Source organism: Verrucosispora sp. SN26_14.1 (assembly GCF_004307965.1).
GTDB lineage: Bacteria > Actinomycetota > Actinomycetes > Mycobacteriales > Micromonosporaceae > Micromonospora.
The window spans coordinates 1-12,388 of the sequence record NZ_SISL01000157.1; the positions used below are offsets into that span (position 1 = coordinate 1).

General features: G+C 71.8%; 13 protein-coding genes. 11 read left to right on the plus strand and 2 right to left on the minus strand.

Features of this window, described 5'->3' with window-relative positions:
* Window positions 1-118 precede the first annotated feature (118 nt).
* The gene (locus EYA84_RS15670; RefSeq protein ID WP_131053812.1) at window positions 119-676 is read right to left on the minus strand and encodes a DUF4870 domain-containing protein; all 558 of its coding nucleotides are present in this window, start codon (window positions 674-676) and stop codon (window positions 119-121) included.
* A 209-nt stretch (window positions 677-885) separates the two neighbouring features.
* Between EYA84_RS15670 and hrcA the strand changes: the two genes are divergently transcribed.
* The 3 genes from hrcA to EYA84_RS15685 all read left to right on the plus strand — a co-directional run bounded on the left by hrcA (window position 886) and on the right by EYA84_RS15685 (window position 3,863).
* Window positions 886-1,908: a heat-inducible transcriptional repressor HrcA gene (gene hrcA, locus EYA84_RS15675; protein WP_131053813.1), complete on the plus strand. Its 1,023-nt coding sequence runs from the start codon at window positions 886-888 to the stop codon at window positions 1,906-1,908.
* 73 nt (window positions 1,909-1,981) lie between these two features.
* Window positions 1,982-3,127: a molecular chaperone DnaJ gene (dnaJ, locus tag EYA84_RS15680; protein ID WP_131053814.1), complete on the plus strand. Its 1,146-nt coding sequence runs from the start codon at window positions 1,982-1,984 to the stop codon at window positions 3,125-3,127.
* A gap of 1 nt (window position 3,128) precedes the next feature.
* Window positions 3,129-3,863 (plus strand): 16S rRNA (uracil(1498)-N(3))-methyltransferase, encoded by a 735-nt coding sequence (locus tag EYA84_RS15685; protein WP_131053815.1) that lies wholly within the window; start codon window positions 3,129-3,131, stop codon window positions 3,861-3,863.
* Window positions 3,864-4,012: 149 nt separating this feature from the next.
* Here the strand turns inward: EYA84_RS15685 and EYA84_RS15690 are convergent, their stop codons facing one another.
* A complete protein-coding gene (locus EYA84_RS15690) occupies window positions 4,013-4,774 on the minus strand; it encodes an SDR family NAD(P)-dependent oxidoreductase (protein WP_131053816.1) in 762 nt (253 codons plus the stop codon).
* A 92-nt stretch (window positions 4,775-4,866) separates the two neighbouring features.
* Here EYA84_RS15690 and EYA84_RS15695 point away from each other — a divergent pair, with 92 nt between their 5' ends.
* From EYA84_RS15695 to EYA84_RS15730, 8 genes are all read left to right on the plus strand, one after another.
* Window positions 4,867-5,229, plus strand: coding sequence for a histidine triad nucleotide-binding protein (locus EYA84_RS15695; protein WP_131053817.1), 363 nt, complete (start codon window positions 4,867-4,869; stop codon window positions 5,227-5,229).
* Window positions 5,226-6,605 (plus strand): serine hydrolase, encoded by a 1,380-nt coding sequence (locus tag EYA84_RS15700; RefSeq protein WP_131053818.1) that lies wholly within the window; start codon window positions 5,226-5,228, stop codon window positions 6,603-6,605. Before EYA84_RS15695 ends, EYA84_RS15700 begins: the two co-directional genes overlap by 4 nt.
* Before the next feature lie 223 nt (window positions 6,606-6,828).
* Window positions 6,829-7,887: a PhoH family protein gene (locus tag EYA84_RS15705; RefSeq protein ID WP_131053819.1), complete on the plus strand. Its 1,059-nt coding sequence runs from the start codon at window positions 6,829-6,831 to the stop codon at window positions 7,885-7,887.
* Between the two features lie 15 nt (window positions 7,888-7,902).
* Window positions 7,903-8,376 (plus strand): rRNA maturation RNase YbeY, encoded by a 474-nt coding sequence (ybeY, locus tag EYA84_RS15710; protein ID WP_131053820.1) that lies wholly within the window; start codon window positions 7,903-7,905, stop codon window positions 8,374-8,376.
* The gene (locus EYA84_RS15715; protein ID WP_176096024.1) at window positions 8,352-9,758 is read left to right on the plus strand and encodes a hemolysin family protein; all 1,407 of its coding nucleotides are present in this window, start codon (window positions 8,352-8,354) and stop codon (window positions 9,756-9,758) included. Before ybeY ends, EYA84_RS15715 begins: the two co-directional genes overlap by 25 nt.
* A complete protein-coding gene (locus EYA84_RS15720) occupies window positions 9,751-10,128 on the plus strand; it encodes a cytidine deaminase (protein ID WP_131053822.1) in 378 nt (125 codons plus the stop codon). The genes EYA84_RS15715 and EYA84_RS15720 overlap by 8 nt, the downstream gene beginning before the upstream one ends.
* Window positions 10,129-10,204: 76 nt before the next feature.
* On the plus strand, window positions 10,205-11,092 hold the full coding sequence (gene era / locus EYA84_RS15725) for a GTPase Era (RefSeq protein ID WP_131053823.1): 888 nt from the start codon (window positions 10,205-10,207) through the stop codon (window positions 11,090-11,092).
* Window positions 11,093-11,263: 171 nt separating this feature from the next.
* Window positions 11,264-12,388: acyltransferase (locus EYA84_RS15730; RefSeq protein ID WP_131053824.1), on the plus strand; the 1,125-nt coding region annotated here is incomplete at its 3' end.

Sequence of the window (12,388 nt, forward strand, 5' to 3'; positions counted from 1 at the left end):
GCCGATGTGTATAAGAGCCAGGTTCTCACGGTGCGCGGCCGGCTGCTCGCCGACGCCGTGGTGCGGGACCTGCTGCCCTGACCGCCGTCCCCGAGGTCAGGGCCTCACGAAGCCGAGATCAGCGCTTCACGAAGGCGTAGGTCATCGGGTACCGGTAGAGGGCGCCCTCGTTGGCCTTGACCCCGGCGATGATCCCGAAGATCACCGGCACGATCCAGACCAGGAACGGCACGAAGAACAGCAGCCCGCAGGTGATCGCGGTGAGCACCCAGCTGAGCAGCCCGGCGATGGCCCAGGTGAGCTGGAAGTTCAGGGCGGCCACCGAGTGCGCCCGGACCACCGGGCTCTGCTGCCCCCGGGTCATCATCGCGATCAGCGGCGCGACCCAGCCCAGCAGACCGCCGCCCACGACCACCCCGAGCGGGCCGCCGAAGTGGGCGATCAGGGTCCAGGTCTTGTCCTCGTTGCTGGCGTAGCCGCCGCCGGGGGGACCGTAACCGCCCGTCGGGTACCCGACACCGGGCGCGCCGCCCGGCGGGGGGTACTCACCCGGCGGGGGATAACCGCCGGGCGGCGGGTAGCCGCCGGGCGGGGGATAGCCGGGCTGGCCCGACGAGCCCGACAGTGGGGACGTGGGGTCGTCGCCGGATCCTGGAGGACGAGGTGGTTCAGTCATGTGGTCACGGTAGGTGCCAGCGGCAACGGCGCACCATAGCGACACCGGGGAGTGTCAACCCGCCGATCGGTTTCCGGACATCCGGGAAGTCTTGATCATCGCGGGCACGGGAACGCCGACGTAGACTGGCACTCGCTACAGTCGAGTGCCAGAGTGTTCCTCTGGCACTCCGGGCGCTCCGGGCTGACCTGCGACAGGAGGTGGGGAGGATGGGTCTCGACGACCGGAAACTCGCCGTGCTCCGGGCGATCGTCGAGGACTACGTCGCCACCCAGGAGCCGGTCGGCAGCAAGGCCCTCGTCGAACGGCACCAACTCGGTGTGTCCCCCGCCACGGTCCGCAACGACATGGCCGTGCTGGAGGAGGAGGGCTACATCCGCCAGCCGCACACCAGTGCCGGGCGGGTGCCCACCGACCGCGGCTACCGCCTCTTCGTCGACCGGCTCAGTCGGGTCAAGCCGCTCAGCCCCGCCGAACGGCGGGCGATCGAACGGTTCCTCGTCGGCGCGGTGGACCTCGACGACGTGGTGCACCGCACCGTACGCCTGCTCGCGCAACTCACCCGTCAGGTCGCCGTGGTGCAGTACCCGAGCCTGGCCCGCTCCACCGTCCGGCACCTGGAACTCGTGCCGATCTCCACCACCCGGCTGACGCTGGTGATGATCGCCGACACCGGCCGGGTCGAGCAGCGGCTGGTCGAACTGCCCGCGCCGGTCCCCGCCGACGACGTCCTGGACCTGCGCCGACTCGTCAACGAGAAGCTGGTCGGCACCCGCCTGTCCGACACGCCACCGCTGGTGCAGACACTCATCGACGAGTGTGCGCCGCACCTGCGGGCGGCCATGACCACGCTCTCCACCGTCCTGCTGGAGACCCTCGTCGAACGCCACGAGGAGCGGCTCGCCCTGGCCGGCACCGCCAACCTGGCCCGGGGCGGCCTGCTCGACTTCCAGGGGTCGCTGCGCCCCATCCTCGAGGCGCTCGAGGAGGAGGTGGTGCTGCTCAAGCTCATCGGCGAGGTCGAGCCGAGCACGCTGCGGGTCCGCATCGGCGACGAGAACCAGATCGACAACCTGCGGGCGGCGTCCGTGGTCAGCACCGGATACGGCCCGGGCGCGACCATCGTCGGGGGGATGGGCGTGCTGGGTCCGACCCGGATGGACTACCCCGGAACAATCGCCACGGTGAGGGCCGTGGCACGCTACGTGGGCGAGCTGCTGGCCCAGAACTGACCAGTCAGGGCCGACGGCAGGCTGCCGCCACCGACCGGCGTAACGCGAGACGAACACGAGGACACGGAACCCAGTGGCCAGGGACTACTACGGCATTCTCGGCGTGAGCCGAGGGGCCTCCGACGACGAGATCAAGCGCGCCTACCGCAAGCTGGCGCGCCAGTTCCACCCGGACGTGAATCCGGACCCGGAGGCCCAGGAGAAGTTCAAGGACATCAACGCCGCGTACGAGGTGTTGTCCGACGACCGGAAACGGCAGATCGTCGACCTCGGTGGCGACCCGCTCGCCCCGGGCGGCGGCGGTGCCGGTGGGCCGGGGGGCCCCGGTGGCGCCGGACCCTTCGTCGGCTTCCAGGACATCATGGACGCCTTCTTCGGCGGGGCCACCGGCGCCGGGCGTGGCCCGCGACCGCGTACCCGGCCCGGGGCCGACGCGATCCTGCGGCTCGAACTGGACCTGCAGGAGACCGCCTTCGGGGTCGAGGCACCGATCACGGTCGACACCGCCGTGCTCTGCACCACCTGCACCGGGGCCGGTACCGCCGCCGGCACCCACCTGGCCACCTGCGAGGCGTGCGGTGGCCGGGGCGAGGTGCAGTCGGTGCAGCGCACCTTCCTCGGCCAGGTGGTCTCCGCCCGGCCGTGCACGGTCTGCCAGGGCTACGGCACGACCATCCCGCACCCCTGCCCCACCTGCGCCGGTGACGGCCGGGTCCGCACCCGCCGCTCGCTGACCGTGAAGATCCCGGCCGGCGTCGAGGACGGGATGCGGATCCGCCTGGCGCAGCAGGGTGAGGTCGGCCCGGGTGGCGGCACCGCCGGTGATCTCTACGTGGAGATCCACGAGCGGCCGCACGACGTCTTCTCCCGCAAGGGCGACGACCTGCACTGCCGGGTCACCGTGCCGATGACCGCCGCCGCGCTCGGCACCCGGCTGACCATCAAGACGCTGGACAGCGAGGAGCCGGTCGACGTGAAGCCGGGCACCCAGCCGGGCAGCACGCTGCGGCTACGGGCCCGGGGCGTACCGCACCTGCGCGGTGCCGGTCGGGGCGACCTCTACGTCCACCTCGACGTGCGTACCCCGACCAAGCTCGACGCCGACCAGGAGCGGATGTTGCGGGAGTTCGCGGTGACCCGGGGCGAGGAGGTCGCCGAGCTCAGCAAGCAGGGCGGGTTCTTCTCCCGGATGCGCGACGCCTTCAACGGCCACGCCTGAGGTGTCCGCTCCGCTCTTCCTGGTCGAGTCGCTGCCCACCACCGACTCGACGGTGCTCGACGGGCCGGAGGGCCACCACGCGGCCACCGTGCAGCGGCTCCGGGTCGGCGAGGAGCTGCTGCTCGCCGACGGTCGGGGCGGCACCGCCGAGGCGGTGGTCACCGCCGTCGGCCGGGGCACCCTCGACCTGGACATCACCGCTCGCGGGTACGTCGACGCGGCGCACCCGCGACTGGTGGTGGTGCAGGGCATCGCCAAGGGCGACCGGGGTGAGCTGGCCGTGCAGGCGATGACCGAGACGGGCGTGGACGAGATCGTCCCCTGGGCGGCGTCCCGCTCGGTGGTGCAGTGGCGCGGCGAACGAGGCGTCCGGGCCCGGGCCAAGTGGGTGGCGACCGCCCGGGAGGCGGCGAAGCAGGCCCGTCGGGCGTGGCTGCCGGTGGTCGCCGGTGCCCCGGATGAGTCCGGCACGTCGGTGGCCCGCCGGATCGCCGGTGCCGCCGCCGGCTATGTGCTGCACGAGGAGGCGAGCGACCGGCTGACCACCGTCGAGTTGCCCGACCGGGGCGAGATCGTGCTGGTGGTCGGCCCGGAAGGCGGCATCACTCCGGCCGAGCTGGCGGCCTTCCAGGAGGCCGGCGCGCGTCCGGTCCGGCTCGGCCCGTCGGTGCTGCGTACCTCCACGGCCGGGGTGGCCGCGCTGGCCGTGCTCGCCACCCGACTGCTGCGCTGGTGACCGTCACCGGCCACGCCCGCGCGGCGAGGCCGGTACGCCCTGCCCGACGGGTCGTGGCCGGGTCGGGGTAATGCACCTCGGCCCCTTTGCTCTGCTTCAACGGACGCAACGGTTTGCGGCCGGACGCGGCGCTCTCCGGCCGGGGATCTCTAGGTGCGCAGGTAGGAGGCGCCGTTAAGGTCCACGATGGTGCCGGAGGCCCACTCCGCCTCGGGGCTGGCCAACCAGTGCACCGCCGCCGCGATCTCCTCGGGGCGGGCCACCCGGTCGAACGGGCTCTGTGCCCGGACCGCGTCGCCGCGCGGCGACTTCAGGTGCTCGTTGGTCATGTCGGTCGCCACGAAACCGGGCGCGACCGTGGCGACCGCGATGCCGTACGGCGCCAGGGCCACCGCAAGCGACTGGGCCATCGCGTTGAGCCCGGCCTTGCTGGCCCCGTACGCCGGGTTGGCAGGCTCGCCCCGGAACGCGCCGCGCGACGATACGTTGACGATGCGCCCGCCGCCCGAGCGCATGTGCTGGGCCGCGCACCAGGCGGCGTTGGCGGCACCGAGCAGGTTGGTGTCGAGAATCTCGCGCCACCGTCTCTGCCACTGCTCGTAGCTGCTCTCGAAGACCGGGTGCGGTGGATCGGCCGGGCCGAACACCCCGGCGTTGTTGACGAGTACGTCGAGCCCGCCGAGTCGTTCCGCCGCCTCGTCCACCATCGCCCGTACCGCGTCGGGGTCGGCCAGGTCGGCGCGGACCACCAGATGGCCGTCGCCGGGAAGCGCGGCCCGCAACGCCTCGGCCAGGTCTGCCGAGTCGCGGTGGTGGATCGCCACCCGGTCGCCGGAGGCGGCGAACGCCGTGACCACCGCCCGTCCGATGCCGCGTGACCCACCCGTGACCAGTACCGCCCGCCCCGACATGCGCGCCATCCTGCCGCACCCGCCCAGATGTAAGGAAGGGACCCTTCCTATACACGAGGCGTTAGTAGGGGGCCCTTCCTTACACTGCCCCGGTGAGTACTCCTGACTGCCTGTTCTGCCGGATCGTCGCCGGGGAGATCCCGGCCACCATGGTCCGCGAGACCCCCACCACGCTCGCCTTCCGCGACATCGACCCGAAGGCGCCGGTGCACGTCCTCGTCATCCCCAAGGAGCACTACGCCGACGTGGCCACCCTGGCCGCCGGCGATCCGGTGCTGGCCGGTGAGGTGCTGGCCACGGCCGCCGCGGTGGCCGAGGACGAGGGGCTGCTCGGGGACGGCTTCCGGCTGATGTTCAACACCGGGGCGTACGGCGGTCAGGAGGTCTTCCACGTGCACGCGCACCTGTTGGGTGGTGCGCCGCTCGGGCCGATGCTGGCCCGGAGCGTGGCGTGACCACAGCCGCCACCGGTCGACTCGACCGGTTGGTCCGGGAGGTCCAGGCGCGGGGACGGGTGCCGGCCGTGGCGGCGGCGGTGCACCGGGCGGACCGCCCGCTGTGGACGTGCGTGGTCGGCGGCACCGGCAACGACACCGCGCTGGACGAGGACACCCGGTTCCGGATCGGGTCGGTGACCAAGACGTTCACCGCCGTGCTCACCCTCCAGTGCCGCGACGACGGCCTGCTCGACCTCGACGACCCGCTGGACCGGCACCTGGACCTGCCGGCGCACGGCGAGCTGACCGTGCGCCGGTTGCTGTCGCACACCGCCGGCCTGCAACGGGAGCCGTACGGCGACGTCTGGGACACGTTGCGGGCGCCGGACGCCGACCGGCTGGTCGCCGAGCTGGCCCGGGCGGAGCGGGTGCTGCCGCCGGGTCGCCGCTACCACTACTCGAACCTGGGCATGGCGCTGCTGGGCCGGCTGGTCGGCCGGGTGCGGGGCGGGACCTGGGCCGAGGTGCTGACCGAGCGGGTGCTCACTCCGCTGGGGCTGACCGCGACCACCGCCGACCCGGGGCCCCGCGCGGCGACCGGGTTCCTGGTGGACGCGTACTCCGACGAGGCGCGCCCGGAGCCGCCGACCGACTTCGGCGCGGTCGGGCCGGCCGCGCAGCTGTGGAGCACCGCCGGTGACATGGCCCGGTGGGCCGCGTTCCTGGCCGACCCGGGGGCGCTGGACCCGACCGGCGGGGTGCTCGCGCCGGCCACGCTGGAGGAGATGCGCTGGCCGGTGACGGTCACCGACGAGACGACGTGGTCCGGTGGCTTCGGCCTGGGCCTGATCCTGGTGCCGCAGGGACAGCGGGTGGTGCACGTCGGGCACGACGGGGCGATGCCCGGGTTCCTGGCCGGGGTGTACGGCCGGCGGGGCGGCGAGGGGGCGCCCGCCGCGTTCGGCGCCGCCGTGCTGGGTTCCTCCGGTGCCGCCGTGGACCTGCTGGAACTGCCGCACCGGCTGCTCGCCGCCGCGGTCGAGCACGACCCGGCCGACATCGTGCCGTGGCGGCCGGGCACGCCGGCCCCGGAGCACCTGCGAGGGCTGCTCGGCCGCTGGTGGGGCGAGGGTTTCGAGTACGTCTTCGGCTGGCACGACGGTGCCCTGCAAGCGCGGGGTGCCGGTGACCCGACGGAGAGGCCGCCGGCGGTCTTCGCACCGGTGCCGGAGCAGCCGGACGTGTTCCGGACGGTCTCCGGCCGGGAGGTAGGCGAACTGCTCCGGCTGACCCGGGACTCCGCCGGCGAGGTGGTCCGGATGCACTGGGCGACCTACCGGTTCACCCGACGGCAGGAGACCTTCGACGGGTACGACTTCCGGGCCGACGGCTGACTCTTTTGTCTACTTGTGCACCAGTCGTCGGATCCCGTTGCGGTCACCGGTCCGCGCCGGAGTGGGCAGGCGCACCAGAGGGTCGCGACCGGCCGCCCCGAGGTAAATGGGCGGCGTGTCCCCGGCGGGGAAACGATACGATGGAGTCAACGTCCGCACGCCGTGGCAGCAGGCCCGGCGCCGAGATCGAGAGCAGGTGGCGCAGGGCCCCTCGGCCCGACCTATGACCGGCACCCCACCTCCCGACCTGCCCCGGGTGCAGACCAAGATCACGGTCCCCGACTCGAAGATCATGGTCAACCTCCTCGGCGCGGGTGACGAGATCCTGCGACTGGTCGAGCGCTCCGTGAACAGTGACGTGCACGTACGCGGCAACGAGATCACGATCACCGGTGCTCCCGCCGACAACGCCCTCGCCGAGCGGATCTTCAGCGAACTCCTCGAACTGATCGAGAAAGGCGAGATCCTGACCACAGACGCCGTCCGGCGTACCGTCGGCATGCTCGAACAGGGCGGCGCGGAGCGGCCCGCAGAGGTCCTGACGCTCAACATCCTGTCCCGGCGCGGGCGGACCATCCGCCCCAAGACGCTCGGGCAGAAGCGCTACGTCGACGCGATCGACGCGCACACCATCGTCTTCGGCATCGGCCCGGCCGGCACCGGCAAGACCTACCTCGCCATGGCGAAGGCGGTCCAGGCGTTGCAGGCCAAGCAGGTCAACCGGATCATCCTGACCCGACCGGCGGTCGAGGCGGGGGAGCGGCTGGGCTTCCTGCCCGGCACGCTCAACGAGAAGATCGACCCCTACCTGCGCCCGCTCTACGACGCGCTGCACGACATGCTGGACCCGGAGACCATCCCGAAGCTGATGGCGGCGGGCACCATCGAGGTCGCCCCGCTGGCGTACATGCGCGGTAGGACGTTAAATGACGCGTTCATCATTCTCGACGAGGCGCAAAACACCACGCCCGAGCAGATGAAGATGTTCCTCACCCGGCTCGGGTTCGGCTCCAAGATCGTGGTGACCGGTGACGTCACCCAGGTGGACCTGCCCGGCGGGACGACCAGCGGGCTGCGCGTGGTCCGGGAGATCCTGGAAGGCGTGCCGGACGTGCACTTCGCGCAGCTCTCCAGCGCCGACGTGGTACGACACCGACTCGTCGGTGAGATCGTCGACGCGTACGCCCGGTGGGACGCCGAGCGCGAGAACCAGCAGGCCCAGGGCGTGCACGCGGTGGCCGGGCGCACTGCCCAGGGCAACCGCGCCGGCCGGCGCCGCTAGACCGAGGGAAGACAGTTGTCCATCGAGATCGCCAACGAGTCCGGTGTCGAGGTCGACACCGACGCCGTGCTCGCCGTCGCCCGGCACGCGCTCGACGAGATGGGGGTCAACCCCCTCGCCGAACTCTCCGTGCTGCTGGTCGACATCGACTACATGACCGAGCTGAACCATCGCTGGATGGGCGGCGACGGTCCGACCGACGTGCTCGCGTTCCCCATGGACGAGGGCAGTGTCGACCACGGGCCGGGGGAGAACGCCGCCGCCGGTGGCGAGCCGGCCCTGCTCGGTGACATCGTGCTCTGCCCGGAGGTGGCGGCGAAACAGGCCGCGACCGCCGGGCACGGTGCCGCCGACGAGCTGCACCTGCTCACCGTGCACGGCGTGCTGCACCTGCTCGGCTACGACCACGCGGAGCCGGAGGAGGAGCGGGAGATGTTCGGGCTCCAGGCCCGGCTGCTGTCCAGCTGGCGGTCGACCCGCTCCCGGTGATGGACACTGTGCTGGCCGCGCCCGCCACCGGCCTACCCGATCTGCAACTGCTCGTCTTCGCGGCCGGGCTGGTGGTGCTCGCCGGCCTGATCGCGATGACCGAGGCCGCCCTGGCCGCGGTCTCCCCGGCCCGCGCCGCCGAACTGGCCCGTGACGGAGCCCGGGGAGCCCGTACGCTCCAGGCGGTCGCCGGTGACGTGGTCCGGCACCTCAACCTCCTGCTGCTGCTCCGGCTGCTCGCCGAGCTGACCGCCACCACGCTGGTGGCGCTGGTCGCGGTGGACACCTTCGGCGCGGGCTGGCGGGCGGCACTGGTCACCGCCGGGGCGATGACCGTGGTCAGCTTCGTGGTGGTCGGCGTCGGTCCGCGTACCCTCGGCCGGCAGCACGCGTACGCGGTGGGTCGCTCGGCCGCGCCGCTGGTGCGCTGGCTGGGCCGGGTGCTCAACCCGCTGGCGTCGCTGCTGATCCTGATCGGCAACGCGGTGACGCCCGGACGCGGTTTCCGCGAGGGACCGTTCGCCACTCAGGTCGAGCTGCGTGAACTGGTCGACCTCGCGGAGCAGCGGGGCGTGGTGGAGCACGGCGAGCGGCAGATGATCCACTCGGTCTTCGCGCTCGGCGACACCATCGCCCGCGAGGTGATGGTGCCCCGGACCGAGATGGTGTGGATCGAGTCGGGCAAGAACCTGTCCCAGGCGCTCGTGTTGTTCCTGCGCTCCGGGTTCTCCCGGATCCCGGTGATCGGCGAGAGCGTCGACGACGTGCTCGGCATCCTCTATCTCAAGGACCTGATCCGGCGTACCCAGGGCGGGGCCGCCGAGGACCGGCAGCTTCCGGTCGCCGAGCTGATGCGGCCGGCGACCTTCGTGCCGGAGTCCAAGCCCGTCGACGACCTGCTCTCCGAGATGCAGGCCGCCCGCAACCACCTGGTCATCGTGGTCGACGAGTACGGCGGCACCGGTGGTCTGGTCACCATCGAGGACATCCTCGAAGAGATCGTCGGGGAGATCACCGACGAGTACGACGTCGAGCGCCCGCCGATCGAGCAGTTGCCGGACGGCGCGGTGCGGGTCACCGCCCGGCTGCCGGTGGAGGCGCTCGGCGAGTTGTTCGACACCGAGCTGCCGCACGACGAGGTCGAGACGGTGGGCGGTCTGCTCGCCCAGTCTCTCGGCCGGGTGCCGATCCCCGGCGCCGAGGCGGAGGTGTCCGGCCTCCGGCTGATCGCCGAGGGCACCACCGGCCGCCGCAACCGGATCGACACGGTGCTGGTGCACCGGGTCGAGCCGTCCGACACGCAGGAGAACCCGGGTGGCGAGGCGACGGCCTCCCGGGGCGACACCGACCGATCCGAGGAGAGGCTGCCCGCCGATGCCTGAGTCACCCGCCGTGCCGACCGCCCTGCCCGCCGAGGCCGAACTGAGCGCCGAGGATGGCAAGCTGGTCATCCTCGCCCGGGGTGCCCGGGGTCGGGTGGGTGCCGTGGAGGGTGCGGCCGTCCGGGACCAGGACGGTCGCACGTACGCGGCGGCGAGCGTGTCGCTACCCTCGTTGACGATCACCGCGCTCCAGTTGGCGGTCGCCTCGGCGGCTGCGGCGGGCGCCACGCGGCTGGAGGCCGCCGTGGTGGTGACCGAGGCGTCCACCCTGGACGGCGCCGGTTACGCGGCCGTACGCGACCTGGCCGCCGACGCCCCGGTGCACCTCGCCGCCCCCGACGGCACGGTCCTCGGCACGGTCACCGCATGAGCGAGCGGAGTGAGCGAATCATCAGGTGCAGTGTGGTGGTGCCTCATGGCGGCGCGGAGCGTAGCGGAGTGCCGGCATGAGCGAGCGGGACTACCGGGCCGGGTTCGCGTGTTTCGTGGGGCGGCCGAACGCCGGCAAGTCCACGTTGACCAACGCGATCGTCGGCCAGAAGATCGCCATCACCTCGAACAAGCCGCAGACCACCCGGCACGTCATCCGCGCGGTGCTGCACCGGCCGGACTCGCAGCTGGTGCTGGTCGACACGCCGGGTCTGCACCGACCCCGGACGTTGCTGGGGGAGCGGCTCAACGATCTGGTGCGGCAGACCTGGAGCGAGGTCGACGTGATCGGCCTGTGCATCCCGGCGGACGAGCCGGTCGGTCGTGGTGACCGGTTTATCACCGGGGAGTTGGCCGAGTTGAAGGCGACCGTGCTGGCGGTGGTCACCAAGACCGACCTGGTCGACAAGAAGCGGCTGGCCGAGCAGCTGCTGGCTGTCAGCGAGCTGGGCGAGTTCGCGGCGGTGGTGCCGGTCAGCGCGGTCTCCGGACACCAGGTGGACACCCTGGTCGAGGTGATGACGGGGTATCTCCCCGAGTCTCCCCAGCTCTATCCGGACGACATGCTCACCGAGGACCCGGAGCAGGTGCTGGTCGCCGAGCTGATCCGGGAGGCGGCACTGGAGGGCGTACGCGACGAGCTGCCGCACTCCATCGCCGTGGTGGTCGAGGAGATGTTCCCCGAGGGCCGTCTGATGAAGATCTTCGCCGACGTGTACGTCGAACGGTCGAGCCAGAAGGCGATCGTGATCGGGCACCGGGGCGCTCGGCTGAAGGCGGTGGGCACTGCGGCCCGGCGGCAGATCGAGGAGCTGTTGGGCAGCCGCGTCTATCTCGACCTGCACGTTCGGGTGGCCAAGGACTGGCAGCGCGATCCGAAGCAGTTGCGCAAGCTCGGTTTCTGACCACTCCCGACCAGTGCGGGACAGAATGGACGGCGAGCGCCGGAGCGACTGATCAGTACCGGTCAGGCATATGGGAAGTTTCACTATCTCGGTGGGGTGCTGGTCGTTTCTGCGGCGCGCAACGGAGGGTAGGGAGGGTATGCCTCTGCCCCCGGACATAGATGCAGGCTGATGCGAAACCGTTACCTTGACCTGTTGCGTGCACTGGCCATCGTGCGGGTCGTCGTCTACCACGTCACCGGTTGGGCGTCGTTGACCGTGTTGTTCCCGGCGATGTCGGTGATGTTCGCGATGGCCGGTTCGCTGATGGCCGCCACGCTGTACCGGGTCGGGCCGTCGGCGGTGGGGCGGCGACTGCGACGACTGTTGCCGTCGCTCTGGGTGGTCGCCGCGATCTTCGTACCGGCGATGCTCTTCACCGGGCTGCCGTTCACCCCCAAGGTGCTGCTCTGGCTGTTCCCGATCGCCGACCCACCGGCGAACTACTGGGGTGCGCTGGCGCTGAGCCCGATCTGGTACCTGCGCGACTACCTCTGGTTCGTGCTCGCCTCGCCGATCGCCATCTGGCTGTTCCGGCGCTTCCCGCTGCCGACCCTGCTCGCCCCCTACTGCCTGCTGATCTCCATCGAGTTCGGCATCTACGAGAACCCGCACGGCGTGCTGCGCGAGTTCGGCCTCTACTTCGGCGCGTGGCTGCTGGGCTTCGCCCACCAGGCGGGCATGCTGCGCCGGATGACGAACCGGGTGCTGGTGCCGGTCGTGCTGCTGCTCGCGGCGACCGGTGGCGCCTGGACCCTGGCCAATCCCGGCCCGCGTGGCTATGACCTGAACGACATCCCGCTCGGCAACGCCCTCTGGTCGGCCGCGTTCATCCTGGTGGCGCTCGGCCGGGCGCCGTCGGCCGCAGCCTGGGTGGACCGCAACGAGATGGTCGGGCGGGCGGTCACCGTGCTGAACCGCCGGGCGCTGACCGTCTATCTCTGGCACATGGCCTTCGTGGTCGCGCTCACGCCGCTGGTGGACGTGGTCGGCTGGTCGCACCAGAACCTGCTGGGTCAGGCGATCCGGGTGGTCCTGGTCTTCGCCCTGGTGGGCGTGGTGACCGCGGCGTTCGGGTGGGTCGAGGACGTGGCGGCGCAGCGTCCACCGGAGCTGATCCCCGGGGGACGCCCGTCGCCGTCCACCCGTCCGAAGGCCGCGCTGCATCGGTCGGAGAGCGACCAGACCCCGCTCGGAGGTCCGGTCACGGGCCGACCACCGGCCGGTCCGGACCGGCCCGGCGGGAGGGTGCCGACC